Annotated in this window: 24 protein-coding genes; 2 read left to right on the top strand and 22 right to left on the bottom strand. The window is 55.4% G+C overall.

The window, feature by feature from the left end:
- Positions 1–66 precede the first annotated feature (66 nt).
- Positions 67–249 (bottom strand): hypothetical protein, encoded by a 183-nt coding sequence (locus tag BLQ99_RS11305; RefSeq protein ID WP_093691055.1) that lies wholly within the window; start codon positions 247–249, stop codon positions 67–69.
- A 254-nt stretch (positions 250–503) separates the two neighbouring features.
- On the opposite strand from BLQ99_RS11305, the gene BLQ99_RS11310 reads away from it, so the two are divergent.
- Both BLQ99_RS11310 and BLQ99_RS11315 read left to right on the top strand, forming a co-directional pair.
- Positions 504–2642, top strand: coding sequence for a cell division FtsA domain-containing protein (locus BLQ99_RS11310; protein WP_093691057.1), 2139 nt, complete (start codon positions 504–506; stop codon positions 2640–2642).
- Positions 2614–4017 carry an SLC13 family permease gene (locus tag BLQ99_RS11315; RefSeq protein ID WP_093691059.1) on the top strand — a complete coding sequence of 468 codons (1404 nt, stop codon included), beginning with the start codon at positions 2614–2616 and terminating at the stop codon, positions 4015–4017. Before BLQ99_RS11310 ends, BLQ99_RS11315 begins: the two co-directional genes overlap by 29 nt.
- A 77-nt stretch (positions 4018–4094) precedes the next feature.
- Here the strand turns inward: BLQ99_RS11315 and BLQ99_RS11320 are convergent, their stop codons facing one another.
- From BLQ99_RS11320 to BLQ99_RS11420, 21 genes are all read right to left on the bottom strand, one after another.
- A complete protein-coding gene (locus tag BLQ99_RS11320; RefSeq protein ID WP_093691061.1) occupies positions 4095–4868 on the bottom strand; it encodes a serine hydrolase in 774 nt (257 codons plus the stop codon).
- 17 nt (positions 4869–4885) lie between these two features.
- Positions 4886–5566 carry a Crp/Fnr family transcriptional regulator gene (locus tag BLQ99_RS11325; protein WP_093691063.1) on the bottom strand — a complete coding sequence of 227 codons (681 nt, stop codon included), beginning with the start codon at positions 5564–5566 and terminating at the stop codon, positions 4886–4888.
- A 42-nt stretch (positions 5567–5608) separates the two neighbouring features.
- Positions 5609–6928, bottom strand: coding sequence for a glutamate-1-semialdehyde 2,1-aminomutase (hemL, locus tag BLQ99_RS11330; RefSeq protein ID WP_093691065.1), 1320 nt, complete (start codon positions 6926–6928; stop codon positions 5609–5611).
- Between the two features lie 14 nt (positions 6929–6942).
- On the bottom strand, positions 6943–7920 hold the full coding sequence (gene hemB / locus BLQ99_RS11335) for a porphobilinogen synthase (RefSeq protein WP_093691067.1): 978 nt from the start codon (positions 7918–7920) through the stop codon (positions 6943–6945).
- Positions 7913–9439, bottom strand: coding sequence for a uroporphyrinogen-III C-methyltransferase (gene cobA, locus BLQ99_RS11340; RefSeq protein ID WP_093691069.1), 1527 nt, complete (start codon positions 9437–9439; stop codon positions 7913–7915). Before cobA ends, hemB begins: the two co-directional genes overlap by 8 nt.
- Positions 9439–10392 carry a hydroxymethylbilane synthase gene (gene hemC / locus BLQ99_RS11345; protein WP_093691071.1) on the bottom strand — a complete coding sequence of 318 codons (954 nt, stop codon included), beginning with the start codon at positions 10390–10392 and terminating at the stop codon, positions 9439–9441. The genes cobA and hemC overlap by 1 nt, the downstream gene beginning before the upstream one ends.
- A complete protein-coding gene (gene hemA / locus BLQ99_RS11350) occupies positions 10355–11671 on the bottom strand; it encodes a glutamyl-tRNA reductase (protein WP_093691073.1) in 1317 nt (438 codons plus the stop codon). Before hemA ends, hemC begins: the two co-directional genes overlap by 38 nt.
- Complete coding sequence (locus BLQ99_RS11355; RefSeq protein WP_245690451.1) at positions 11640–12290, bottom strand: precorrin-2 dehydrogenase/sirohydrochlorin ferrochelatase family protein; 651 nt, start codon at positions 12288–12290, stop codon at positions 11640–11642. The genes hemA and BLQ99_RS11355 overlap by 32 nt, the downstream gene beginning before the upstream one ends.
- Positions 12291–12356: 66 nt before the next feature.
- Positions 12357–14180, bottom strand: a complete 1824-nt coding sequence (gene mrdA / locus BLQ99_RS11360) for a penicillin-binding protein 2 (RefSeq protein ID WP_093691077.1) — start codon at positions 14178–14180, stop codon at positions 12357–12359.
- 378 nt (positions 14181–14558) lie between these two features.
- Complete coding sequence (locus BLQ99_RS11365; RefSeq protein ID WP_093691079.1) at positions 14559–15935, bottom strand: LCP family protein; 1377 nt, start codon at positions 15933–15935, stop codon at positions 14559–14561.
- A 163-nt stretch (positions 15936–16098) separates the two neighbouring features.
- Positions 16099–17160: a type I phosphomannose isomerase catalytic subunit gene (locus tag BLQ99_RS11370; protein ID WP_093691081.1), complete on the bottom strand. Its 1062-nt coding sequence runs from the start codon at positions 17158–17160 to the stop codon at positions 16099–16101.
- Between the two features lie 51 nt (positions 17161–17211).
- Complete coding sequence (locus BLQ99_RS11375) at positions 17212–18204, bottom strand: glycoside hydrolase family protein (protein ID WP_093691083.1); 993 nt, start codon at positions 18202–18204, stop codon at positions 17212–17214.
- Positions 18204–19379: a glycosyltransferase family 4 protein gene (locus BLQ99_RS11380; protein ID WP_093691085.1), complete on the bottom strand. Its 1176-nt coding sequence runs from the start codon at positions 19377–19379 to the stop codon at positions 18204–18206. Before BLQ99_RS11380 ends, BLQ99_RS11375 begins: the two co-directional genes overlap by 1 nt.
- A 197-nt stretch (positions 19380–19576) precedes the next feature.
- Positions 19577–20578: a glycoside hydrolase family 130 protein gene (locus tag BLQ99_RS11385; RefSeq protein ID WP_093691087.1), complete on the bottom strand. Its 1002-nt coding sequence runs from the start codon at positions 20576–20578 to the stop codon at positions 19577–19579.
- Between the two features lie 174 nt (positions 20579–20752).
- Positions 20753–20992: a copper ion binding protein gene (locus tag BLQ99_RS11390; RefSeq protein ID WP_093691089.1), complete on the bottom strand. Its 240-nt coding sequence runs from the start codon at positions 20990–20992 to the stop codon at positions 20753–20755.
- 11 nt (positions 20993–21003) lie between these two features.
- Complete coding sequence (locus tag BLQ99_RS11395; RefSeq protein WP_093691091.1) at positions 21004–21300, bottom strand: MTH1187 family thiamine-binding protein; 297 nt, start codon at positions 21298–21300, stop codon at positions 21004–21006.
- Between the two features lie 18 nt (positions 21301–21318).
- Positions 21319–21825, bottom strand: a complete 507-nt coding sequence (locus BLQ99_RS11400; protein ID WP_093691093.1) for a type 1 glutamine amidotransferase domain-containing protein — start codon at positions 21823–21825, stop codon at positions 21319–21321.
- Between the two features lie 86 nt (positions 21826–21911).
- On the bottom strand, positions 21912–23003 hold the full coding sequence (locus BLQ99_RS11405) for a glycosyl hydrolase family 18 protein (protein ID WP_093691121.1): 1092 nt from the start codon (positions 23001–23003) through the stop codon (positions 21912–21914).
- Between the two features lie 157 nt (positions 23004–23160).
- Complete coding sequence (locus tag BLQ99_RS11410) at positions 23161–23517, bottom strand: hypothetical protein (protein WP_093691095.1); 357 nt, start codon at positions 23515–23517, stop codon at positions 23161–23163.
- A gap of 260 nt (positions 23518–23777) precedes the next feature.
- Complete coding sequence (locus BLQ99_RS11415) at positions 23778–25034, bottom strand: dicarboxylate/amino acid:cation symporter (protein WP_093691097.1); 1257 nt, start codon at positions 25032–25034, stop codon at positions 23778–23780.
- A gap of 138 nt (positions 25035–25172) precedes the next feature.
- Positions 25173–26438 (bottom strand): Nramp family divalent metal transporter, encoded by a 1266-nt coding sequence (locus BLQ99_RS11420; RefSeq protein ID WP_093691098.1) that lies wholly within the window; start codon positions 26436–26438, stop codon positions 25173–25175.
- Between the last annotated feature and the right edge of the window lie 60 nt (positions 26439–26498).

Here is a 26498-nt window from a genome sequence, read left to right on the forward strand (position 1 = left end):
CTGCCGCCCTGCCAAAATAGCAAGACCCGCATTAAGCAAATATCAATCAAAAAAAAATAGCCGGGATTACCCGGCAGTTTGCTCGCAATACTCTTCCTTGACAATCTCGGTGTCCGCGCCATGGACGCCGCACTCGGGGCATACCCAGGTCTGCACCCGCAGCAGCACCTCCCGGCCGTCAAAATTATATTTTTGCAGAGTGTACTTGGACGCCTTGTCAAGATGCTCACACCAAAACTGTTGTTTCACCACTGACTCCTCCCTGCTATATATTAGCGAATCCAAGACCTGATAATATTACCTGCTACTAATATAGTTTTATTATAAATTATTTTATCTAAATTTTCAATATTATCGGCTGGTAATATTATCTATTAATAACTATGCCCCCATTTCCACTATATGCCGTACTCCTCTCCTTCATACCCCGCCGGTGAAAAAGGAAAAGAATGGCGGAAACGAGAAGTAAATTAGTAAATTGCATATAACAGGAGTTATGCGTTATGGATAAGAAGCTGCTCTTCGCCTTGGACATCGGTACGCGCAGTGTCGTCGGCCTGCTTGGGGAACAGGGTGATAATAAAATTAATCTCCTGGCAGTCGAACGCCAGGAGCACTATACCCGCGCCATGCTGGACGGGCAAATCCATGATGTCACCGAGGTGGCTGGCGTTTTGGCCGAAGTAAAAAGCCGTCTGGAGCGGATCGTCAGCCCCTTGCCCAAAGTGGCCGTAGCCGCCGCTGGCCGGGCTCTCAGCACCCTCCGCGTTACCGCCGACCTGGACGTGAGCGGGCGCGGGGCGCTGACGGCAAGTGACGAGCGGGCACTGGAGCTTGCCGGCCTGCAGACGGCACAGCGCAGTTTAGCCACCGCCGACGCTGCGTTCGATCCCACTGCCTACTACTGTGTCGGTTACAGCGTGGTTACCTTTAGCCTGGACGGCAATCCCCTTAAAAGTCTGGTTGGTCAACGGGGAAAACGGGCGGAAATTGAACTCATTGCCACTTTCCTCCCCCGCCAGGTCATCGATTCGTTGCAGTCGGCCGTCCAGGCGGTCGGCCTGGAAATTGCCACCCTTACCTTGGAGCCAATCGCCGCGATCAATGTACTTATCCCGCCCACCATGCGGCACCTCAATCTGGCCCTGGTCGATGTGGGAGCCGGCACTTCTGACGTGGCTATCACCCGGGACGGATCAGTCATCGGTTACGGCATGGTGCCCTGTGCCGGCGACGAGATCACGGAAGCCTTGTCGCAGCAATATCTGCTGGATTTCAATGTTGCCGAACAGGTCAAACGCCAACTTGGTGCTAAAAATAAAAAAGTGACTTTCACCGATGTCCTGGGAATAGAACATAAGGTACCGGCCAAAGAACTGACGGCCAGCCTTGCCCCGGCGGTAGCCGACCTCGCCCAGCTCATCGCCCGCCAGATCCTGGACCTTAACGGCCAGCCGCCGCAGGCCGTGCTCCTCGTTGGCGGCGGGGCCCTCACACCGCTCTTGCCGGCGGCGCTGGCCCAAGCGCTCGATATCCCGGCCGCCCGCGTCGGCATCCGCCGGCCGGACGCCCTTGACGGCTTTACCGCTATTCCGCCGACGCTACAGGCGCCCGACGGTGTGACCCCGCTCGGTATCCTTAAGCTGGCCGGCAGCGGCACGCTGCATTTCGCCAACATTTCCCTAAACGGCCAGCCGCTCCGCCTTTTCAACTTCGGCAAACTGACCGTCACCGATGCCCTCCTCGCCGCCGGTATCGATGCCCGCAGCCTCCACGGCCGGCCGGGCCTGGGGATTACCGTGCGGATAAATGGCGAAACCAAATTTTTCCCCGGCAGTCACGGCCAGCCGGGAAGCGTCGTCATCAACGGCCAGCCGGCCGGCTTCGACCACCCCCTGCAGGATGGCGATGTCATTACCGTCATAAAAGGCAGGGATGGCGCCACGCCCCGACCGCGCGTGGCTGATGTCGCCCCCTTGCCCCAGCCGTTTACCGTTATCGTCGATGGCGAACCGGTTACCGTCGCGCCGCTTGTCACCGTTAACGGCAACCCGGCTGATGCCGCTACCTTACTTGCCGACCGCAGCGAGGTAACCTGCCGCTTACCGGATACGCTGGGTGAAGTGCTTGCGCAGCTTGGTCGGACCGCAGGCCCTGTTCATTTTACCTATACCGTCAATGGCCATGAGCGCACCTACCGTCAGTGGCCGCGCTACCTCATCAATGGGCGGGAGGCCGGTCCCGATTGGCCGGTAAAGCCCGGCGACGTCATCACCGCGCCACCGCCCGTACCGCCTACCCTGGCCCAGTTACTTGGCCTGGCCGGCCTTACCGACGAATTCATCACCGTTACCTTTAACGGTGAGCCCTGCCAGGTGCCGCTCAGGCGCCTGACGCTTACCCTCAATGGCCGCCCGGCCGACCCTGGGGAAACCGCACCTACCGGCAGCGAAATTGAGTTTAGCTTAAGCGAACAGCCGCCGACGGTCAGCGATGTCCTCCTGGCCGCCGCTTTCAATCCCCGGGCCCTGCGCAACGTTATTCGCATCGACCTTTTGCTCAACGGCCAGGCGGCCGAATACACTACCCCGGTAAAAAAGGGGGACTGGATCGATGTCATCGCCATCACCGATACAAAGTAGCAAAACCGCCGGCAAATGGCTGGCAGTAATCCTGCTGCCACTACTAATATTTTTGCTGTCGGCCGGCGTCGGGTTGGCCGCGCCTTTTCGGGCATACGTCGCCCTAACCGTATGGGCCATTCTCTCCTGGGCCCTGTCACTCATGCCGGAAGCCTTCGTTGGCAGCCTGCTGCCGGTACTGTATATTGTTGCCGGTGTGGCCAAACCCGCGGCCGCCTTCGCCCCCTGGCTTACCAACGTACCCTGGACCAGCATGGGCGGCCTGATCCTGGGCGCCGTGCTTCTCGCGAGCGGTCTGGCCAAACGCATCGCCTACTGGTCTATCTTACGGACCGGCGCATCTTATTACCGTACCCTGGCCGGTTTGATGTTGGCCGGCATCATCCTTGGTCCCCTTATTCCGTCCGCCTTGGGCAAGATGTCGATTTTTTGCCCGCTGGCCATCGGCATCTGCCAGGCGCTAAATCTGCCGCCTAAGTCGCGGGCGGCCACGGCCGTCATGGCCACCGCCTTTTTTGCCGTCGCCGGTCCGACCGTGACCTATCTGACCGGCGGCATTCATATCATCATGGCGATGAGCCTGGTATCCGGCGTCCTGCAAACACCGGTCAGCTGGTCCCAGTACGCCGTTTATAACTTCATTCCCGGCGTGATTTATTCCGGCCTTACTCTTAGCCTGGTAGCCCTGCTGCTGCGGCCGGAGCGTTCCATTGACACCGCGGAAGTTATCCGCCTGCAATACAAAAACCTTGGGCCGCCGACGGCCACCGAAAAAAAGGCAGCCGTCGTCCTAGCCGTCACCCTGGTTCTCTTGTCCACCGATACGCTCCACCATATTGACCCTGGCTGGCTGCTGCTCCTGGTCGCCGCCGTGCTTTTTCTCCCCGGCGTTAAGCTAATGGACAAGGAAAAATTCAGCAAAATTGACTTTTCGGTTATCCTCTTTATTGCCGGCGCCATGTCCATTGGCTCGGTTGCCGGCGCCCTTGGCGCCGGGCGCTGGTTTTCCGGCCTTATCATGCCACTGCTCGGCGCCGCGTCGGCGCCGGCTATGTTGCTTTCCGTTTATGCCGTCGGCGCCACTCTCACCCTGTTTCTCACTCCTATCGCCGGCCTTGCTACCTTTACCGGGCCGCTTACGGAAACAGCCCTGGCGCTTGGCCTAAACCCTTTTCCCGTTATCTACAGCCTGATTTACGGCATGGACCAGTATATTTTCCCCTATCAATACGGGGTGCTGATGTTGGCGTTCAGCTACGGCTATATGTCTTGGCCGCTGATGGCCCGCGTTTTTGCCGCCAAAATGGCACTGACGCCTCTGTTTTTGCTCTTTATCGCCCAGGCCTACTGGCGCTGGCTGGGCCTGTTGCCGTAAAACAGCCGTTTATATCCGCAAAAACATTAAAGCAGCGTAAGCCTTGATGGCGTCACGCTGCTTTTTCTCTGCCGGCGCTATTCGCGCAGAAGATTATATACTTTGGCGGCGATATTGGCAATATAATCGCTCTTAGAATCGGCGCTGGCCGGCGACGAGGTATAAACACTGATAAGAATCCGGTTTTTGCCGTCGTCGACAATCCCCACGTCGCACAGCACATCATCCAGTTCGCCCACTTTGTGCATCACCGGGGTGAGCATGTAGCGGGGAATTTCCTCGGTAAAAATGGTACGGCCTAGCGCATCCAAAAGCTGCTCCGAAGTCCGTTTGCCCAAATATTTTTTGCGGTAAATCGTCTCCATTACCGTCGCCATCTCTTTTGGGGTAGTTACGCTGTGGTAATTATACCGCTGAAACGCCCGGTCATCATGGATCATTGTTTTCTTCAGACGCAGGTCTTTGAGTGTGCGGGCCAGCGCCGCCGGCATTTTTTCTTCAAATTCATTGAGCAAGTTATAAAACGCTTCATTGTCGCTGACGGTGATCATTTTTTCAATATCATCGTCATAAACGGTGCGCGCGTCGGCGTCGGCAGCCGGATATAGGTACTTATAAGCGGCCACCGCAACAACCAGTTTGCTGGTTGAAGCCGTAGGGAAGACAACGTCGGGGCGGTAGGCATAAGTCTTCCCGGTTTTGAGATTTTTGGCGTAAATACCGATACTGCCTTCAAAAGTATTGGCATAGGCCGTAACTTCTTTGGCGGTCGGTCTTGGCGCGCCAAAAACGGTCGCATTGGCAAGCACCATCGTGATGCCCAGGATGATTGCAATTAGCCATTTTTTCATGGTTTCACCTGTTTGGATTATTGTATCAGTCTGGCCAGCTTCTCGGGCTGCAACAAGATGAGGATATCGCCGTCAAAGTCAATCAGGCGGTCTTTCTTCAGGGCGCTGAGGGTACGGGTGACCGTCTCCCGCGTCGTTCCTACCAGGCTGGCCAAATCTTGCCGCGACAGGCCAAGGTCGACTTCAATGCCCCGCGCCGTCCTCCGGCCGTGCTGCTTGCCCAGCCTGAGCAGCGTTTCGGCCGTACGGGCCGTCACATCATTAAGCGCCAGGTTTTTAATCTTCTGCTGGGCGTAAAGCAGGCGCTGGCTAAGGGCTTTAATCAGCTGCAGTGCCAGGCGGTTGTTATTCAGTACCAAGCGCTCCAGTTCGGTGTTCTTGATTATGCCGACCCGCGCGTCCTCGGCAGCGATGGCCGTAGCCGGGTAAGGCCGGTTGTTGAAAAGCAGCACCTCGGCGAACAGGTCGCCGGGCCCCAGAATATGAATGATATGTTCCCGGCCATCGTCCGTCATCTTAACGATTTTGACTTTGCCGCTTTTGACAAAGTGAAAACCTTCGCCCGGTTCGCCCTCCATAAAGATGACCATGCCCTTGCGATAGAGCCGCTCGGTGGTGAGGTTGTGGATCTCGGCCAGCTGCCGGTCGGACAGGTCAGCAAAAATCGGCAGTTTTTTCAAGTGTTCAATCGAGTCCATAACCCGCCTCCTTATGCGCTGTAGGCAGCCACTTTTTACTTTCTACTTTTTTCCGTTCTTATAATATTCCTCCACCTTGGCAAAGGCGCGGGCGCTGGCGGCGATGGTGGCCGCGATGTCATCGTCCGAGTGCGCTGCCGACATGAAGGCGGCCTCGAACTGGGACGGCGCAAGATACACGCCTTGCTCCAGCATGGCGTGGAAGAAGGTGTTGAAGGCGCCCACATCGGACTGTTTGGCGCTGTCATAGTCATAGACCGGCTTGTCGCTGAAGAACAGGCAGAACATGGAGCCGATTTGGTGGAACTGGAGGTTAAAACCGAACTTCTCCGCCTGGGCCTTGAGGCCGGCGCACAGCGTTTGCGTCTTTTCGGTCAGCTTTTGATACATGTCCGGCGTTTCGGCCAAAATTTTGAGCGTTGTCAGACCGGCGGTCATGGCCAGCGGGTTACCGCTGAGGGTACCGGCCTGGTACACCGGGCCCGCCGGGGCGATGAGTTCCATGATATCTCGCCGGCCGCCGTAAGCGCCGACCGGCAGGCCGCCACCGATGACCTTGCCGAGAGTGGTCAAGTCAGGCGTAATCTTGTAGTACGCCTGGGCGCCGCCGTAAGCGACGCGGAAGCCGGACATGACTTCGTCAAAAATGAGGAGGGCGCCGTACTCTTGGGTAATGCGGCGCACCGCGGCCAGATACCCTTCGCGCGGAAGAATGAGGCCCATGTTGCCGGGTACCGGCTCGATGATAACCGCGGCGATATCCTCGCCCGTTTGCCGGAAGACTTGTTCCAGCCCTTCGACATCATTATACGCCACCGTGATCGTATTGCCGGCGATGCTTTCCGGCACACCGGGGCTGTCCGGGACGCCAAGTGTCGTGGCCCCCGATCCGGCCTTAACCAGCAGACTGTCATGGTGGCCATGGTAGCACCCGGCAAACTTGACGATTTTATTGCGCTTGGTATAGGCCCGCGCCAGCCGGAGAGCGCTCATAGTCGCCTCGGTACCGGAGTTGACCATGCGGACAAGTTCCATGGACGGCACCGCCTGCCGGATCATCTTGGCCAGTTCGGTCTCCAGCAAGGTTGGCGCGCCGTAGCTGGTGCCCCGCATCAGGGCGTCGCGCAGCGCCTCGGTCACCGCCGGATGGGCGTGCCCGAGAATCATTGGGCCCCATGAACCGACATAGTCAATATATTCATTGCCGTCAATGTCGTACAGGCGGCTGCCGGCGGCGCCGGCGATAAAAGGCGGCGTCCCGCCGACCCCCCGAAACGATCGCACCGGGCTGTTCACCCCGCCGGGAATATACTCTTTGGCCTCGGCAAACGCCCGGGCTGATTTTTCCAAACTGAAAGCCACGGCCCTTTCCCTCCTTACTCGCCTTTTAGCCAGCGCACGGCGTCCAAGGCGTGGTAAGTAATAATGATATCCGCGCCGGCCCGCTTCATGCCCAGCAGCAGTTCCAGGACGACGCGCCGTTCGTCAATCCAGCCCTTGGCAGCCGCGGCCTTGACCATGGCGTATTCGCCGCTCACATTATAGCAGGCCACCGGCAGGTCGAAACTATCCGTGACCTGGCGAATGATATCGAGATAAGCCAAAGCCGGTTTAACCATGACAATATCGGCGCCCTCATCAACGTCCAGCGCTACTTCCCGGAGCGCTTCCCGGGCGTTGGCCGGATCCATCTGATAGGTACGGCGGTCGCCGAACTGGGGCGCCGAATTGGCGGCGTCGCGGAAGGGACCGTAGAACGCCGACGCGTATTTCGCCGCATAAGACATGACCGACACCTCACTGAAGCCGGCGCCGTCAAGCGCATCGCGAATCGCCCGCACCCGGCCGTCCATCATATCCGAGGGCGCCACCATGTCGGCGCCGGCCTCGGCGTGGCTGAGAGCCACCCGGGCCAGAAGCTCCAACGTAGAATCATTGTCGATGCGCCCGTCCCGCACCAGGCCGCAGTGGCCATGGTCGGTATACTGGCAGAGACAGACGTCGCTGATCACCACCAGGTCGGGCAGCGCCTGTTTGATGCGGCGGATGGCCTGCTGGACAGGGCTCGTGGCATCCCAGGCGCTGGACCCTTGCCCATCTTTGTATTCCGGCAGCCCAAAAACCAGTACGGCCGGAATGCCCAGGGTATAAGCTTCGCGTGCCGCCGCCACGACCATATCGGGCGAAAGATGATAATTGCCCGGCAGGGACGGTATTTCGCGTTTCACATTGTCGCCAGGCACCACAAACAGCGGGTACACAAAGTCGCCGGCGTTTAGTTCGGTCTCGCGCACCAGGCGGCGGATGCCTTCAGATACGCGCAGACGGCGCGGCCGGATGAACGGGTTAGTCATGGTACTCCCCCCTGTAATACTGGAGAATGCTTTCGATCAGCCCGGAAATCGTATACTCTTTGGCAATGATGGCGGGCGTCAGGCCTTGCTCGACGCAGGTAGCGGCAGTAATGGGGCCGATGCAGGCAATTTTGGCCTTGCCGGCCAGCGCCGCTCCCTCCCGGCCCAAGAGGCTGAGCAGATTAGTGACCGTAGACGAACTGGTAAACGTAATAAGGTCGATTTCCCCGGCTGCCAGCTGCTCCGCCAGGGCCGCGCCGTCCGTATCACCGGTGACGGTACGGTAGGCGGGCACGACCTCGACCTGGGCCCCCATCTCGGTCAGTTTTTCCGGCAGTACGTCGCGGGCGACCAGGGCCCGTGGGATAAGGACGCGCATGCCGGGGGCAATTTCGCCGGCCAGAGCGCTGACCACTCCCTCGGCCACAAACTGGACCGGCACGATATCGGCCCGGATGCCGTGAGCCTGCAAGCGGTCGGCCGTTACAGCGCCGATGGCGGCTATTTTCACCCCGGCCAGGACGCGGCTGTCCAGACCGGCGGCATCCAGGCGGGCAAAGAAGGCGTCCACCCCATTGACACTCGTAAAAATCAGCCAGTGATATGTAGCCAGCTCGGCAATGGCCCTGTCCAGCGGCTCATAACTCTCCGGCGGCACGATCTTAATGGCGGGCGCCTCAACCACCCGGGCGCCAAGTTCTTCCAGCCGGGACGTCAGCTGGCTGGCCTGTTCCCGGGCTCGGGTGACGAGCACTTTCTTCCCGAAGAGCGGTTTATTGTCAAACCAGGCGAGTTTGTCCCGCAGCGTGGCCACATGCCCCACCAGGAAAATAGCCGGTGGCGTTAGCCCAGCGGCAGCCACGTCGGCGGCCGCCTGGCCCAGCGTGGTGGTTAGCACACGCTGCTCCGGCTTGGTACCCCAGCGGATGACGGCGGCCGGGGTATCGGCCGGCCGGCCGTTTTCGATCAATTTCGCCGTGATCTGGGGCAGGTTTTCTACCCCCATAAGAAAGACAAGCGTATCAGCGCCGGTGGCCAATTTATCCCAGCGAATGGTAGACTCCGGTTTGGTCGGGTCTTCGTGGCCGGTAACAACGGCAAAAGAGGTGGCGATCCCGCGGTGGGTCACCGGGATGCCGGCATAAGCCGGCACGGCGATGGCCGAGGTAATGCCAGGCACTACTTCAAAGGGCACACCGCTTGCTACCAGCGCCAGCGCTTCTTCGCCGCCGCGGCCGAACACAAAGGGGTCGCCGCCCTTAAGGCGTACTACGGTTTTCCCTTCCTTCGCTTTGTCAACCAACAGCCGGTTAATGTCTTCCTGGCGCATGGTGTGATCGCTTGACGCCTTGCCCACATAAATCAGTTCCGCGTCCGTCCGGGCAGCGCTCAGCAGCCGGTCGTCAGCCAGCCGGTCATAGACAATGGTGTCGGCCTTCCCAATACACTCCAGGGCCTTCACGGTAATCAGTTTATAATCGCCCGGACCGGCGCCTACTAAATATACAAAACCTTGCATTAGCGGTTATTGCCTCCCCCTGCTGTTGGTCGCGCAAATAAGCCGGCCAGAATCTGCCGTCCGCCGGTTACATACATGTGTTGGGCCAGTTTGCGCCCCAAATCCTCCGCTGCCGCCGGCGCGCCGCAGATGCGGTCCTTCAGCGCCGCCGCGCCGTCAACCGACAAGATGACGGCGTCCAGAACCAGCTCACCGTTTTCCACCCGGCCATAAACGCCGATGGGAACCTGACAGCCCCCTTCCAGTTCATTAAGGAAGGCCCGCTCGGCCGTTACGGCGGCCGCGGTATCTTCGTCGTGCAGAAAGGCGACAAGGGCCAGCACTTCCGCATCATCGCTGCGGGCTTCAACGGCGAGGGCGCCCTGGCCCACGGCCGGCAGGCAGATGTCAGGCGGTAGCTGCTGGGTAATACGGTCGTCCCAGCCCAACCGTTTAAGACCGGCTTGGGCCAGCACAATGGCGTCCAGTTCCTCTGTTTCCAGCTTACGGAGCCGCGTATCGAGGTTGCCGCGCAGGTCGCATACCGTCAAGTCAGGGCGGTAATTTAACAATTGCGCCCGGCGCCGCAGGGAAGAAGTCCCCACTTTCGCGCCATGCGGCAGTCTGTCCAGCGTGCCGTACTTCGGGCTGATCAGCGCGTCAAAGGGTTCTTCCCGTTCGGTAATCGCCGCCAGCGTAAGCCCTTGCGGCAGCTCGGTCGGCATATCTTTAAGGCTGTGGACGGCAAGGTCGACTTCGCCGCGCAGCATGGCAACCTCGATTTCTTTCGTAAACAGCCCTTTGCCGCCGATCTTGGCCAACGGCACATCCAGAATTTTATCGCCGGTAGTGACAATATGCTTGAGGGTCACTTCCAGCCCGGGGTGGTACTGGCACAGGCGGTGGGCGATGTAATTGGCCTGCCACAAGGCCAGCTTACTGCCCCGCGTACCGATGACAAGTTTGTTTTTCACAGGCAGCTTCCTCTCCTATGTCATCAACTTTAAACAATTTGCGTACCGCGTCCAGGTAATACGGCTCTTTATCCGTGCCCGCCGCCTCATTGATGCGGGTAATGGGGTCGCGCAGCAGTTTGCGCACCAGCATCCTGGACATATTCTCCAGCACTTTGCGCTCCTCGGGGGTAATGTTTGGCAGCTTGGCCAGCGCGCGCTTTACCTCGCGCCGCCGGATGCACTCCGCCTTGTCGGTCAGGCGGGCCAGGACGGGTCGGTAGGACAGATAGCGGAACCGGTTAACCAGTTCCCCTAGTTCTTCTTCGATGATCGTTTCGGCCGCCTGCGCTTCCAGCTCCCGGCTGCGAATATTCGACTCCACGACGGCTTCCAGGTCGTCAATATTATACAGGCTGACGCCGGCGATGGCCCCTGCTTCGGGTTCCACGTCGCGGGGCACGGCAATATCGATAAAAATAATCGGCCGGCCATGCCGCTTAGGCATTAAATGGGCTACATCCCAGGCGGTGATAATATAATGCGGGGCGCCGGTGGAAGTGATAACAATGTCCGCGTCCACCGCGCTTTTCATAAAGTCTTCAAAGGGAACAGCCACACCGTGAAACCGCTGGGCTAAGCTGACCGCCCGGTCGTAATTGCGGTTAGAAACAAAAACTGTCCTGACCCCGTTGTCAACCAGGTGGCGGGCCGTCAGTTCACTCATTTCGCCGGCGCCGAGAATGAGGACATTGGAGCGGCTGAGGTCGCCGAAGACCTTTTTCGCCAGTTCCACCGCCGCGTAGCTTACCGATACGGCGTTGTAGGCGATGCGGGTCTCGGCGCGCACCCGCTTGCCTACGGCAATAGCGCGGTTAAACAGCGTATTCAGGACAGTGCTCGTCGTGCCGGCGGCGCGGGCAATAGAATAAGCCTTCTTAACCTGGCTGAGAATTTGCCCCTCGCCAATGACGAGCGAATCAAGGCTGGCAGCGACACGGAAGAGGTGGCGGATGCACTCCTCCTCCCGCAGGTAAAAAAGATAATCGTCGCTCTCAATGGCGGCAGCGGCCATATGCTCGAAAAAGTCCCTGAGCACCGGCAGCGCCTCGTCGGCGTCGTCGACCACGGCGTAGAGCTCGGTCCGGTTGCAGGTAGAAAGAATGGCGCACTCATGCACGCCTTCATACTCGTGGATATGGGCCAGCCCCGTCCGGATTTTGTCCTCCGGGAAAGAAAAACATTCGCGCACCGCTACCGGCGCCGTTTTATGGTTCAGCCCTAATACCGCCAATTGCATCTCTGATCTTCTCCTCCGCCTCGTGTAGCTTTCCTGCCTTTACGAGCGCCAGCGCCTCATCATCCAGCGCGCGGCGCCAAAAACATTCCCGCGCCCGCGGCGTAGCCAGCCGCTCCTTCATTTCGTCGCGCAACCGGCCGACCATGGCCAAATACAGGCCGTATTCCGGCCCATACCTCGCTTCCAGTTCCTGTCTGAGCCGCCGGGCCAGCGCCGGGCTTTTGCCGCCGGTGGATACGGTAATTACGAGATCGCCGCGGACAATTTGCGACGGCACGGTAAAATCGCATAATTCAGGCGCGTCCGCGACATTGACCAGGGCGCCTTTGGCCCGCCCTTCCTCGGCCGCCTGCCGGTTAACGTCCGGGTCATCAGTGGCGCAAATGACGATAAAAAAATTTTCGATGGCTCCCGGCCAATATGGACGCTCTATATGGGTAATCTGCCCGGCCGCAGCCAGCGCGGCGAGCTCAGCCGTTACGGCCGGGCTAACCACAGTCACGGCGGCGCCGGCGGCAAGCAGTGCCAGCACTTTGCGCGCGGCTACGGCCCCGCCGCCGATGACGGCGCACCGCCGACCCGCCAGGTTTAGATTTACGGGATAATAGGGCAAAGCCACCACGTCCTGCGTAAATTGTTAATTATTAAAACATTCGACTATCGCCGCATTTTTCCTTTTTTGCCCTTAGTCGGTTTTACCTTGGGGCGGAACCGGCGGCTGCCGGGACGGAATGCCAAAATAGGCTTCCAACACCCGCCGCACCAGCGGCGCGGCGGCCACCGACCCTTCGCCGCCTTCTTCCACGAGAGCGGCTACGGCGATGGCCGGATTGTCCGCCGGGGCATAACAGGCAAACCACGAATGGGTCGTTTTCCGTCCCGTCTCGGACGACCCGGTTTTACCCGCGACCGGGTAGGGAAAGCCCTGAAACGGCGCGGCCGCCGTTCCCCGGGCGGTAACGGCCGCCAAACCCTGTCTGATAATATTCCACACTTCGGGACGGAGATAAACGGTGTGCAATACCTCGGGCGTAAAAACTTGAACCGGCGTACCGTCCGGAGCCAGAACTTTGTCCACCAGCCGCGGTTTATAGATCACGCCGCCATTGGCCACCGCCATCAGCACCAGAGCCTGCTGCAGCGGCGTGGCGAGATAATACCCCTGGCCGATGGCGGCAATAAGCGTCTCGCCCGGGTACCAGGGCTCGCCGAAATTGGCCTGTTTCCATTCTGCGGTCGGCACAACCCCTTTCGCCTCGCCAGGCAGACCGATCTCCGCCCGCTGCCCGTAGCCGAAAGTAACGGCATAGGCAGCCAGCGTATCCGCCCCCAGCCGGCGGCCAAGCTCATAGAAGACCGGGTCGCTGGACCACGCCAGGGCGTCGACAATGGTCAGCCTGCCCAGCCCCTTAGTATTCCAGCCATAGAACTGCCAGCCATCCAGAACATAAACGCCTTTATCCTCAAAGACTTCCTGCCCGGTGGTCAGACCAGTTTCCAGCGCGGCGGCGGCCGTAACAATTTTAAAGACCGAACCGGGCGGATAAGCGTTTTGAATGGTCCGGTTGGTCAGCGGATTATCCGGATTGTGGATCAGGGCGTTCCAATCGTGGGCACTGATACCGGCGGCAAAGGCATTGGGGTCAAAGGACGGACTGCTGGCCAGCGCCAGCGCCGCGCCGGTCTTGACGTCAAGGACAACTACGGCGCCCCCCTTGGCTGGTTCCCCCAGTTTGCGGCTGGCAGCAATTTGCACTTCCAGCGCTTCCTCGGCCGTCTTTTGCAGATTGGCGTCAAGCGTCAACACCAGGCCGTGTCCCGGGGTAGGCGGCTTAGTGCCCAGTACGGCCACTTCCTCGCCGGCGGCATTGACTTCCACCTGGCGGCCGCCGTCCTCGCCGCGCAGTGTTTCTTCCCAGACCAGTTCGAGTCCGTCCTTCCCGATGAGGTCGGTCATGCTGTAGCCCTTATTCCGCCGGGCTTCATATTCTTCGGCGCTGATCCGCCCCACATACCCGAGCAGATGGGCGGCCAACCTGTTATAAACGTAATGTCGGACCGGGATGGCCTCAATAAAGACCCCCGGCAGATAATATTTACGTTCTTTGATTTTGGCAACAGTGGCTTCATCCACGTCCCGTTTAATCCGCACCGGCGAGTAGGGAGTGTCCTGACTGTCGGCCAGCAGCTTCGCGATTTCGCTTGCGCTTACGCCGGTCAGCTCGGCCAAGAGCGGCGTGGCAACCTGCTCATTGGTATACTCGGCCGGGATGATGGAAACGGCAAAGCTGGGCCGGTTAGCGACCAAGACGGCGCCATTGCGGTCATAGATCGTGCCGCGCGGCGCCTGGGCCGTGATTTGACGGATGCGGTTTTGATCAGCGATTTTTTTATACTGTGCGCCCTGCACAAGCTGCAGCCAGGCCAGGCGCAGCACCAGGCCGCCAATAACGGCGATAATGATGAAAGTTAAGACCCGCATACGGCGCGACAGCTCGATATCATACATTTGGCGATATCTCCTCGGACAAAAAGTTGGCGACGCGTGGGTAGTCACAGGTTATTATGGCATAAAGCGACAAAAAAAATAGCCCTTGCGGGCTGTTAAATGAGGGGTGTATTTAACGTGTGTGAAAATTATAACATGATTTTTCGCCTGAACGCAAGCAGTTTTTGCGAAAAAAATCACTTTTTGCCATAAAAAAAGCGCTGGCGCACCTCGTTTTCAGGATAGGACGCAAAGGGTATACCGGGCGCGACGCATGTCGCGCCAAAAAACGTCCTTTGCGCAACTTTCGCGCTCTTTGTGCACTTCGCGGTTAAAAACTTATACTTTCTAATATAAAAAAATTCGGCCCATTGAGTAAAACCTTGGGCCGGCTACCGCTTATTTTTCAACATAATCCTTGCCTACCAGCACGGTGACCTGGTCGGCCTTGGCGTCGTTTTTGGTGACATGCAGCACATATTTGAAGGGTAAGCTGGTCAACTTGCCCACCACCGCGTTGTCGGTCGTGTAGGAAGTAACGACGGTGTTGGGGGCCGTTTGGCCCGCCGTGGCAATTCCCAACACATCAAATCCCTGACTGCGCAGCACGGCGGCCACCTTGGTGCCCGCGTCCGGCGCGCCGCTGGCATTGACAATCTGGACCTTTAGTTTGGCCGGTGCCGGCGGTTTGGTCGGCTGACCGGACGGCGCGCTCTTTTCCGGCTGTTTTTCCGGCGTCTGCGCCGGCGACACCGCCGCCTGTCTGGGGGGCTGCACCGTTTTTGGCACTTCTACCACTTTCATTTCCCGCGGGATGGACGCTTCATATTCGGCCGCCAGCCGTTTCGCCGCCGCCAGATATTTGTCATCCATGACTATGCCTTGCACCTGGGCGACGTGTTCGCGCAAGGCCACGATATCGGGAAGCCAATAGCTGATGTCATCAATATAGGCCGGCTTGCCGGGCACAATGTCGGTCTTGAGCCCGTGCTTGGCGGCGTCATTGAGGAGCTTAGCCAAGTTAAGCATTTCCGCAGTCGTCATGTCGGTCTTAATGACGGAGTTAACTTCCCGAATAATTGACGGCACGCGGGTAATAACCAAAGGTGACGTAACTTCGTTCAACATGGCCTTGATAAACTTCTGCTGCCGTTCAATACGGCCTAAGTCCCCCTCCGCGTCGCGGTACCGCACGTATTGGATGGCCGTTTTACCATCCATTCGCTGCACGCCCGGTTTCAGGTCAATGACCAGATTATCATAGGGATCTTCGTAGTACATGCGTTTTTCGACATCAATGGTCACGCCGCCTACGGCGTCGACGATTTTATAGAAACCGGCAAAATTGATAAGCACATAGTAATCGATCGGGATGCCTAAGAGTTCCTCCAGCGTCCGCAGCGTAAGCTGGTGACCGCCCTCGGCGTAGGCGTGATTTATTTTATCCCAGCCGTGCCCCGGAGTCTTAACCCGGGTATCCCGGGGAATAGACAGCAGCGCTACATCCTTGCTGTCCGGATCGACGGAAACCACAAACAGCGTGTCCGAGCGGCCGACATCATCGCTGCGTTCATCGACGCCCAGCACGGCTATGTTGATTTTATGGCTGGCCGCAAGCCCTACCGCCCGCTTGGCCTTATTAAACTTACCGCTAAAATATAGATACGAACCGGTCCCGACAGCCAGCGCGAGAAAGAGCGCCAGCAGTACGAATAAAATCCGCTTCGTCTGCTGTTTGCGCTGGGTGGCGAGCCGTCGTTCCAGACGTGAAGTCATAACCGTTTTCTCCCTTCTGCGGCATTTAATAAACAAGCCCCCGTACAGGGGGCTTAGATTAAGTATAGCAGAATATGGACTTGCCAGTCAAGCCAAGCGGGGATGCTATGTTTCCGGACCGCGAATTGGCATGCCGGGTAGCGGAGTATACGAAAGCACCCTGTTAAATGACCGCGGCAGTCAAGCCCCCGACACGACAGAAAATTTCATCATTCGAATATCCTGCAGCCTTCAGCGGCGTAACCACATCGGCTATCAGGTCAGGCACATATGCTTTCAGGGCTTTAAACCGCCCGGCCAAACAGTAGCTTCCCAGCGCTGCCGGTATCATCACTGTCTCTACTGCGCAAACCGGAACCGTTTGCCTACCGTCGTAACGGATCTCGCCATCTCCTTCAATAACTGTAAAAACGTAAAACCGGCTGCCGTCAGCGGTTTCTTCAACCGCTCCGTCAACGTCATACAATTCAACCGCAAAATGCTGCTGAGCAACCAGGTAGGTTTTGGCAGATCCATCGCCGCAGGCAACAACAAGTCCCTCGACCTTGCCCGTTCCATCATGATGACCAAAGTTGGCAACCATAGCGGCTTTATCAATATTAAGCGGCCGTTTGGCGCCGCTCTCGTCGGTTCGGTCATAATCGTAAATTCTGTATGTCATAGTAGAATTTTGCTGAATTTCAGCCACAATAATTCCTTCACCTAAACCATGGATTGTACCGGCCGGTATATAAATGGCGTCTCCGGCAGATACGTCAACATAATTTAACCAGGTTTCTATTTCTTTTGTCTCCACCAGCCGGTAAAGATCGCGCCCGTTAACTCCTGCCTTCAGGTTGTAGACTATTCTGGCTCCCGGCTTCGCCGACAGCACATACCACATTTCACTTTTGCCATAGTCTTCGTTTTCGACCATCCGGGCATACTGATCATTAGGGTGCACCTGAACGGAAAGTCGGTCATTGGCGTCGATCAACTTAACCAGCAGCGGGAATTTTGCTGTCGTTTTCCCTAGCGCTTTATCCCCAAGCGACGCCAAAAATTGAGATAACGGCAAACCTTTGTACTCTCCGTTCGCAATTATGCTTATCCCCTGCGGATGGCACGCTACCTCCCAACTTTCGGCAATTTTCCCGTCCGGCAGCGCTCTTCCCAGCTTTTCTAAGTTACGGCCGCCCCATAAGTAGCTCTTATACATCGGCTCGAACTTGAGCGGATAGAGCATATAATCCCCCCGTCGCCAAACGGCTTGGCATCTTTTGGGTCTTTCAGGCTGCTAATTATTCTCCAGGGCTAGCCGGGCAATCCAATAAGTTATTGTGCTTTCGGCTCCCTGATTTAAATTCAGCCCGCTTTCCGTGATCCCGTCATAACAGCCACCAGATTCACCGTCAATCAGGCTTAACTTCTGCGAGTTCACCCCGTGATACCAGGCAAAGGCCTTTCGTGCCTGCTTAAGATAATCGGGATTTTGCGTAACGGCATGGGCGGCAAGATACGTCAGTACGGTTTCACCCGCTTCAAGCGGCTGCTCATCAAACTCCGCCGCTTGCCGGCCTTTGACCAGCCAGCCTTTACAACCGACCGGCTTAAAATATTCTTCGCGAAAAGTGACTGTTTCCAAAAATGCCAGGCTCTCCTCGGCAATTTCCAGATAGCGAGGCTTTTGCAGGCGCCGGTAAGCGACGAACATGGCCCATGGCAATACGGCATTGCTATAAGTAAGGCTTTCTTCAAACCAGCGCCATTCATTCTCCCGGCATCGTTCGTACTGGTCAGCAAGGCTCTCGGCCAGGCTCTCCGTCAGCCCCTTAGTTTCTTCGGCAATATACCCCAGACCGATTAGCGCGTACGCTTTTGCCCGCGGCCATTTTAGGCTTTGTATGTTTGGCAGGGCCTTGGTCAGCATATAGCGGCAAGCCTTTTTTATGTTGTGCGGCAGATTGTCGCTAACTAGTGCGCGGCCCAAAGCCCAGATACACCGGCCGAAACAGTCTTCCGATCCTTCTTCTTCGATAAACTGACGGGTGTACAGCATAAAGTTTTTAAATTTGCCTTTTTCAGTTTGGGCATTCAGCATAAACGCCGCATACCGGTACGCTAAATCAAGATATTGTCGCTCGCCGTGCCGTTCAAACAGCATTACGGCCATAATCAGCGCCCGCGCATTGTCATCGGTAGTATAACCCTTGGTCGGGTCGGGTACGCCGTATTTTGCGTGCTGCATTATCCCCGTGTCATCGGTAAGGCGGAATATGTGCTTGTCCATCAACCCACCTCAGCCTTCGTTCTTCCTTGCTGCATGATATTTATAAATAACTTCACATACTGCGTAGCAACATTGCCCCATGTCATTGTGCGTCCCAAGAATAAGGTCCGCTTTTCCATCTCCTGTTTTTTGTCGGGGTTAGCGATCACATATTTAATGCATCTCGCCAGGGAGTTGGCATCACGGAATTCGGCGAGCAGGCCCCTCCCCCCGCCGAGCATTTCCTTGGCATAGCTGTACGGCGTAGATACCACTACCCGGCCATAGCCAACAGCATAGGCGAGTGTACCGCTTACCGCCTGGTCCTTACCCAGGTATGGCGTCAGGTATATGTCAGACAACTGCAAATAGTAAATTATTTCCTCTTTGGTAAGATATTTATCCACAAACTTGACATGTTCCTCAATACCTAGGCGTTTAACCATTTCCATCAGCTGCTGGCGGTATTGTTCACCCGATTGCTGTTTGACACAGGGATGAGTTTTGCCCAGTATGAGGTAAATTACATTTTTATAGTCCTGAACAACTTTGGCAACCGCTTCAATGCCATATTCCAGTCCCTTGCCCGGACTAATCAACCCGAATGTGCTGATGACATGGTGATCTTTATAGCCATGTTTTTCTTTAAGTTTTTCGCGCGGTTCCATATTGCGGAAAGGAACGCCATGGTGGATAACCTCGACTTTGCTGCGGTCGATGCCGTAGGTATTCTCTAGTATCTCCAGCGTGTTCCTTGCCATAGTAACTAGTCGCGTGCTCTTGTGACCGAGAACGCGTAAAATGGTAAGCTGCTTTTCTGAAGGGTTAGGCAGTACGGTGTGTAAGGTGGTAACGACCGGCACTTGCAGGTTCTCAACCAGGTCCAGGATATATTCGCCGCACTCGCCGCCAAAAATGCCGTATTCATGCTCAATAACCACCAGCTCAATATCTGAGTGGTTAATCTTGCGGGCAGTTTCCAAATAACTGTTACGGTCGTGCTGCCTAATTTCCATAATAACCTTGTCATCGTAATAATAATCTGAGTTATTTATAGCAATTACCACTGGTTTGATGAGAGGCACAACCGTAGCCATAGCATTCACAAGGTCCTGCGTAAAGGTTGCCAGCCCGCACTCCCGTGGCGGATAAGTACTTAAAAAAGCAATTTTTCTCATTCTGTTCAGTGCAGTCATCTTCATCCACCTCCAAACAAACTCATTTTGCAGTAAATTATTTTTTTATTTACCTTTTATTTACCAGCGAAAAAAAATCTCTGCCGCCATCCTAAAGCAACACCGCAAAAAAGGGCATTGTAGGCGATAAGCGGCAGAGAAGCTGGTTCACGGCTAGCCTCATCGGCACTGCATACGACAATACGTGCCATGCGTTTCTATATCAGGTTGTCTTCCGCTTTCGGTTCAGGGCATCTTTTTATGTATTCAAGTAGATCGCTTAGCGAAGCAGTTGCCAAAGCAATGCACGTATCGGCAGCACCATAGTACATCTTTATTTGGCCCGTTTTTTCGTCCAATATCCAGCCGCATGGAAACACGACGTCGTCGACGTCCCCTTCCCGCTCATAGGGTTCTAACGGGCCAAATACCCATTCATCGCTCCTGCGGAGTACTCGTAAAGGATTTTCCAGATCAAGCAGTGCAAGTCCCAGCCGGTAAATTGCTCCTGCCGCTGTCTGTCTCACACCATGATAAAGTATGAGCCACCCTTCCGGTGTCTCGAGTGGTTGCGGGGAAAGGCCGATTTTATTGCTATCCCACCATCCGCCTCTGCGGGCGTTAATCAGCATCTGGTGGTCGCCCCAATATTTAAGATCATCCGAACACGATACCCAGATATGCGCGCCCGGACCATAGTTGGCCGAAACAGGCCGGTGAATGAGCAGCCATTTACCGTTGAACCGGCGCGGAAAAAGCGCAGCATCTTTGTCATCAGGCGGCATAATGGGTCCAAATCTCTCAAAATTAACAAAATCTTTAGTTAACGCCAAGGATACCAACGGGCCGCCACGGGAATAAGCCGTATACGTGACTGCCCACTTGCCTAACTCTTCAATCCAGGTTATCCTGGGATCTTCAATTCCCCAGACTTCTTCCGGATAACGTTCCGGATCGGGTTCAAGGGTAGGCACGGGGTCGATCTGCCAGTTTGTTACCCCGTCTTCACTGATTGCTTTCGTTAAATGGGAAAACCCCCGCCGATCTTCAACCCGCGCCAGCAACAGCACTTTGCCGTTAAACACGGTTGCCGCCGGATTAAATACCGTATTTGCTGCATAGGGCCAGTCTTGGGCTGTCAATATGGGGTTATCAGGATGGCGTTTAAACAGTTCTCGGTAGGTATTGTCATGATTTCTGAGTTTACTCTGAAAAGACATAATAAAACCTCCTAACTAATTCATAATGTCGCTTGCTATGCCACATTAAAAATCAGCTGGAGTGTTTAAAAAAATAAGTAGCACAGTTGTGTTAGCACTCGTCAATAATGAGTGCTAACACATTTTTATTTTATAATTTTTATCGTCATTCGTCAAGATTTTACCAGGCAGCAGTTATTTCACGGTATAACCCGCGTCTTCCACCGCTTTTTTGATGTCGGCCAAGCCGGATTTTGCGGCGTCAAAATCGACGGTGAGCGTTTTTGCCGCCAAATCAACCTCGGCGGCCATTACCCCCGGCAGACCGCGGACGGCCTTTTCCACCGCCGCTTGGCAATGGCCGCAGCTCATGCCTTCCACGGTAAGCGTAACTTTTTCCAGCTTGCCGCCATGGCAGCCGCAATGTTTGCACATAGTCATTCCCCCTATAGTTTTTCTTGCACGGCTTTGATTTTCCCCGCCATCGTCAGTTCCTTGTCACGGCGGTCATCAATGCGGATAAGGGTCGACACTCTTTGCGCTCCGGCCTCAAAAGGCACTTCGTGCATTTGCCGGATGACCTCCATAATCCGGTCCAGGTCACCTTCAATTACGGTCGCCATTGGCGTCAGCTGGTATTTCAGGTCTTTGGCCTGTTCCAGCACCTTATGACAGGCGGCCACATACCGGCTGATACTTGTGCCCACGCCAAGGGGCGCAATGGTCACTTCCACAATTGCCATAAGCTCTCCCCCCCTTTTTTAATTCGGCAATAATTTTAGGATTTCTTTGCAAAAAGCCGGCAAATCGGCCGGCAGCCGCGACGTAATCAGCTTGCCGTCGATGATGACCTCCAGGTCATGGAAAATGGCGCCGGCATTGAGCACGTCCGTCAGAATGGACTTGTAACAGGTAACGTTGCGTCCCCGGATAATGTCAGCCTCAATGAGCATTTGCGGCCCATGACAAATGGCCGCTACCACCAGGCCGGCCTTATCGGCCTGTTTGACCAGATCCACCAGGCCGTCGTGTATGCGCATCCGGTCTGGCGCCTGGCCACCGGGGATAATGAGACCGGCATAATCGGCCACGGTTACTTCGGCGGGCGTCAAGGTCGCCGTAAGCGGATAGCCATATTTGCCTTTATAAATGCCTTTGGCCGGAGCGACCACATCCACGGTGTGACCCGCTTCTTTCATTCGGTAATAAGGATACAGGGCTTCCATTTCTTCAAAACCGTTCTCGATAAGCAGCATTACCTTAGCCATAGCCTGTCACACCTTTCCCGACTGTTATTACTAGTGTATTCGCTGTATGGCAAAAAAAACCTGCCGGCTATACCCGGCAGCGAATTTTAATGTTGCCCTTTAGGGAATTTCTTATCGATTAGCGGCCAGATTTCCGGCTGTTCCTGTCCTAACCGCCAGATCGCAATGCCGGCCGGGTTGTACTTGGCCACTACGTCCAGTTTTGCGGCAGTACTCCGGTCGTTTTCAAACCAGACCTCGTGATCTTTGTACTTGAAGTGGGGCGCCTGCACCGCCTCGTCATATAAAATCTTAGCGCCATATTTCTCCGCCAGCACGATGGCATCGACATATTTGATCGTCTCGGCCGCTTTGCCTTTCTCCGCCGGCCAGTCGTACCCGTAGGCGCTTACGCCGGCGATAACTTTATGGGGCCCACCAGCCTGTTCAATCGCGTATTTCAAATTCTTTTCATACCAGTCAATCGGCGCAATAGCGCCCGGTTCGGAGGTCGCCCAATGGCGGTCATACAGCATTACCTGGATAAAGTCGGCGTTTTTCGCCAGCGCGCCGTAATCATACGCGCCGTGCACGCTCTCGTGAACATCGATCTTGGGAAACACCGAAACAATAACGGTCTTATTGAGCGCCTTCAGTTTCGGATAAAGCTCGGCCATAAAGGCAATCAGATTATCCTTCTGCTCCGGCTTTAACTGTTCAAAGTCGATATTGACGCCGTCATAGGGCTTTTCCCTCGCGACCTTGACAATATTGTTAATGGTTTTGGTCCGAAGGGCCGGGTCGCTGAGGATGGTATCAATGGCGCCGGTCTTATAAGTAATGAGCGGAAAAATTTTCAACCCTGCTTGTCTGGCCGTATCGTAGACGAGCTGGCTTTCCCGCGTTTCCAGCGTACCGTCGGCGGCGGCCTTATACCAGAAGGGAGCAACATGGCTCATGTGTTTGGCAAAGGCTTTCATGCTGGGGAAAGACCCGGTCTGGTCCGGTGTGCCTGGCCAGGGATTTTCATAGTAGCCGATCACCATACGGGATGGCATAGGCGTCGCCTGTTGGCCCGGACTGTCAGGAAGCGGTTTTGGCGCCGGTTTGGTGCTGCAACCGCCTGCCGGCACCACGGCAAAAGCGAAAACAAAAAGCAAAAAAATAGCTACCGGTTTCCAGTGTCGCAAAAGTGTCACCCTTTCCATACATATGTCTGGTTTTAGTATGGGCGGGCGGGCTGGAAATCATGCGAACAAAATAAAGCCCTTACAAAGCGAAATATTCTAGCTTTGCAAGGGTTTAATTTATCCTCAAATGAAGATTAGAAAATAATTATAAATTTATTACCCTCTATTACCCTCTTGCTACTAAGGCCTCTTCTTCCTCTTCTTCAGCAGGACACCCGTGACTAGGACCAATGGCGGAAATTCGAGCGACATTAATTCTTACTCTATCACCCTCCCTATAAAGGCTGGGCGAAATTTCTTTTAACTCAGCGTTATCTCTTATTATTAAAGCTTCGCAAGTTAATTCTAACGTAATGAACTCATTCTCATTTTCCACTTCAACGTTAACCTGTGGTTTATAATACTCAGTTTTACGGTCTTCCTCACGGTCTTTTATAATCTGGCCTTGCAATACAACTCGGTCATCCAACACTATATTGACTGATCCTACACAGTCAACAACGTCATTTTTCTTAAAACCCATATTCTTCTCTCCTTTCAAAATTTATTTGGCTTTTGCCTAATATATAATATTAAACTTTTTATGTAAAAGTGCTAATGTGCATCTAAATAAAACAAAAAGAGTAAAATTCCTAGTTTAGCGAATTTTACTCTTTAGGCAAAAGCCAACGGCCTTCCTGTCTGGCAATAATGATACCAAACAGGAGGATGCAAATAATGAATAAAACAAGCGGGGAATATACCCCGCTTATCTTCGGCCGGTAACCCGTACATATTTTTCTCTTAATCGTCATAGCTGCGGCTGTAGGCCACTTGCAGCACGTCGTCGGGCAGTTCTTTTTCCCAGCGGGCCACGACAACGGCGGCAACGCAGTTGCCGATCAGGTTGCAAACCGTACGGCCCATGTCGAGGATCCGATCAACGCCCAGAATAATGGCCACGCCTTCTACCGGCAGGCCGAAAGCGGCAACAGTACCGGCAATAACGATAAGGGACGCGCCCGGCACGGCCGCAATACCTTTGGTAGACATCATCAGCGTCAGCACCATAAGGAGCTGCTGGGGCAGTTCGAACGGTATGCCATAGACCTGGGCAATGAATACAACGGCCAACGCGCTATACAGGGTGGAGCCATCCAGGTTGAAGGTATAACCGGTTGGCAGCACAAACGTGATGATATGCTTGGGAACGCCGAATTTTTCCAGCTTTTCCATCGCCAGCGGCAACGCAGCTTCACTGGACGCAGTGGAGAAAGCAATCAGGATGGGTTCCTTGAGCGCCCGCATCAGATGGAAGAAGTTAACGCGCAGGACTACGGAAGCCCCCATCAGGACAACCAGGACGAAAAGTATGAGCGCAAGGTACAGCGACAGGATCAGCTTGGCCAGTGGGATCAGCATGCCCAGACCGAACTTGCCGACGGTAAAGGCAATGAGGGCAAAGACACCGATCGGCGCCAGCTTCATAACATACCAGGTAAACTTGAACATGATTTCCGCCACACTGTGGGCCAATTTGACCACCGGTTCACCCGTGGGGCCCATTGCTGCGGCGGCAACGCCAAAAAAGGTGGAGAAGAAGACGATTTGCAGCATGTCGCCGCGGGCCATGGCATCCACGATATTGGTCGGGACGATGTTAACGACCATCTGCATCATGTCAATAGACTTTTTCGCAGCGGCCGCAGCGGCGCCGGCGTCCACGCCGGTGACAGCTACGCCCACACCGGGTTTGAGGATATTGACAACCGCCAGGCCAACAAACAGCGCCGCCGTCGTAGCCACTTCAAACCAGATGATGGCTTTGGCGCCCAAGCGGCCCAACTTTTTGAAGTCGCCGGTGCCGGCGATGCCCATGATCAAGGAGCTGAAAATCAGCGGCACGACGATCATCTTAATCATCCGGATGAACATGTCGCCGACCGGTTTAAGTTGCTGACCGTACTGCGGGAATACATAACCGAAAATAATTCCGAGGGAAAGGCCAATAAAGATTTGCGTGGTGAGTCCTATGCCTTTGCCATTTTTAACTTGTGCCATGAATTGTACCTCCTTTGCTGAAATAATTGCGGAGACCGGCCATGCCCACATTATAGCCGAAACTACATAAAAAGTCTATACGGAAAATACTGAACATTGTGTATACAAAATACATCATCTATACAAGACTGGTTGCTCTTAAAAATTCGCTCCGGCCAACAAGTCGGGCGCTAAAGCCCAAGCTATTAATAGCAGCGTCAAAAAAATCAAAAACAAACTTAACGACCAGGCGAGCAAATTTTGGAACGGACTGTTGGTAAACGGCCCCATAATGCGCCTATTATTCGTCAACAGCAGCATAAAGACCAGTACCGGCGGCAGCAGTACCCCATTAACCACCTGGGCCAGCAGCATGATGCGATACAGCAAAACCCCCGGCCATAAGGCAATGGCGGCCCCGAGACAAACAAGCAACGTATACAGTCCGAAAAAAACGGGCGCTTCTTTCGTTGTTTTGCTGATGCCGCTTTCAAAGCCAAAGGCCTCGCATACGGCATAGGCAGTACTGAGGGGCAGAATGAACGCGGCCAATACCGAGGCCCCTAATAGGCCAATGGCAAAAAGGGCAGCCGCGTATTGTCCGGCAAGGGGTTCAAGGGCCAACGCGGCGTCTTGGGCGGTCTCGATACGAATTGGCCCGCCATGGAGAGTGGTCGCCGTCACAATAATAATGAAAAAAGCCACCAGGCCGGTGAAAAAAGTACCAAATACGACGTCCAGCCTGGTCAGGGGATAATCTTTGGCCGTAATCCCTTTGTCAACCACCGAGGCCTGGATGTAATATTGGCCCCACGGCGTAATGGTAGTGCCGATCATGCCAATGACCATCAGGAGATAACCCGTATCGCCCGCAAAGACCGGAGTTATCGCCGCAGCCACAACCTCCCGCCAGGGGGGCTGCACAATAAAGCCTGAGATAACATAACTAAAAAATGTAAAGCACAGGACGAGCGCAATTTTTTCCACCTGCCCGTAACTGCCCCGCACGACCAGCCACCAGATAAAACCGGCCATGAGGGGCAGCGATAGGTATTTGCTGACGCCAAAAACCTCCAGACTGATAGCAATACCGGAGAACTCCGAAGCGGTAGTAGCCACATTGGCAATGACGAGTACAAGGGTGGCAAAAAAAGCCCAGCGCACGCCAAACTGCTCCCGGATAAGATCAGACAACCCCTTGCCGGTCACCGCTCCCATGCGCGCCGACATTTCTTGCAAAACCAGCAAGTTTATCAAACTGGCGAGCAGTACGGGCAGCATACTATAGCCGTAGTGGGCGCCTGCCACCGCGTAAGTAGCGATGCCGCCGGCGTCATTGTCCGCGCAGGCCGTTATAATTCCTGGCCCCATAATGGATAAAAAGAGAACTGCGCGGCGCCGCCACCGCAACCCAAATTTGAGCATAGCAACCCCCTCCTGCCTGCCGGCATTGCCGTTACGCGCCACGCTACGGCGTTACGCCCA

The organism is Sporolituus thermophilus DSM 23256 (assembly GCF_900102435.1).
GTDB classification, from domain to species: domain Bacteria; phylum Bacillota; class Negativicutes; order Sporomusales; family Thermosinaceae; genus Thermosinus; species Thermosinus thermophilus.

Bases quoted from the DNA above. Each gene is read 5' to 3' on its own strand.
- BLQ99_RS11310 (WP_093691057.1), top strand. From the start codon at position 504: ATGGATAAGAAGCTGCTCTTCGCCTTGGACATCGGTACGCGCAGTGTC.
- BLQ99_RS11315 (WP_093691059.1), top strand. From the start codon at position 2,614: ATGTCATCGCCATCACCGATACAAAGTAGCAAAACCGCCGGCAAATGG.
- BLQ99_RS11320 (WP_093691061.1), bottom strand. From the start codon at position 4,868: ATGAAAAAATGGCTAATTGCAATCATCCTGGGCATCACGATGGTGCTT.
- BLQ99_RS11325 (WP_093691063.1), bottom strand. From the start codon at position 5,566: ATGGACTCGATTGAACACTTGAAAAAACTGCCGATTTTTGCTGACCTG.
- hemB (WP_093691067.1), bottom strand. From the start codon at position 7,920: ATGACTAACCCGTTCATCCGGCCGCGCCGTCTGCGCGTATCTGAAGGC.
- cobA (WP_093691069.1), bottom strand. From the start codon at position 9,439: ATGCAAGGTTTTGTATATTTAGTAGGCGCCGGTCCGGGCGATTATAAA.
- hemA (WP_093691073.1), bottom strand. From the start codon at position 11,671: ATGCAATTGGCGGTATTAGGGCTGAACCATAAAACGGCGCCGGTAGCG.
- mrdA (WP_093691077.1), bottom strand. From the start codon at position 14,180: ATGTATGATATCGAGCTGTCGCGCCGTATGCGGGTCTTAACTTTCATC.
- BLQ99_RS11365 (WP_093691079.1), bottom strand. From the start codon at position 15,935: ATGACTTCACGTCTGGAACGACGGCTCGCCACCCAGCGCAAACAGCAG.
- BLQ99_RS11370 (WP_093691081.1), bottom strand. From the start codon at position 17,160: ATGCTCTATCCGCTCAAGTTCGAGCCGATGTATAAGAGCTACTTATGG.
- BLQ99_RS11375 (WP_093691083.1), bottom strand. From the start codon at position 18,204: ATGGACAAGCACATATTCCGCCTTACCGATGACACGGGGATAATGCAG.
- BLQ99_RS11380 (WP_093691085.1), bottom strand. From the start codon at position 19,379: ATGACTGCACTGAACAGAATGAGAAAAATTGCTTTTTTAAGTACTTAT.
- BLQ99_RS11385 (WP_093691087.1), bottom strand. From the start codon at position 20,578: ATGTCTTTTCAGAGTAAACTCAGAAATCATGACAATACCTACCGAGAA.
- BLQ99_RS11390 (WP_093691089.1), bottom strand. From the start codon at position 20,992: ATGTGCAAACATTGCGGCTGCCATGGCGGCAAGCTGGAAAAAGTTACG.
- BLQ99_RS11395 (WP_093691091.1), bottom strand. From the start codon at position 21,300: ATGGCAATTGTGGAAGTGACCATTGCGCCCCTTGGCGTGGGCACAAGT.
- BLQ99_RS11400 (WP_093691093.1), bottom strand. From the start codon at position 21,825: ATGGCTAAGGTAATGCTGCTTATCGAGAACGGTTTTGAAGAAATGGAA.
- BLQ99_RS11410 (WP_093691095.1), bottom strand. From the start codon at position 23,517: ATGGGTTTTAAGAAAAATGACGTTGTTGACTGTGTAGGATCAGTCAAT.
- BLQ99_RS11415 (WP_093691097.1), bottom strand. From the start codon at position 25,034: ATGGCACAAGTTAAAAATGGCAAAGGCATAGGACTCACCACGCAAATC.
- BLQ99_RS11420 (WP_093691098.1), bottom strand. From the start codon at position 26,438: ATGCTCAAATTTGGGTTGCGGTGGCGGCGCCGCGCAGTTCTCTTTTTA.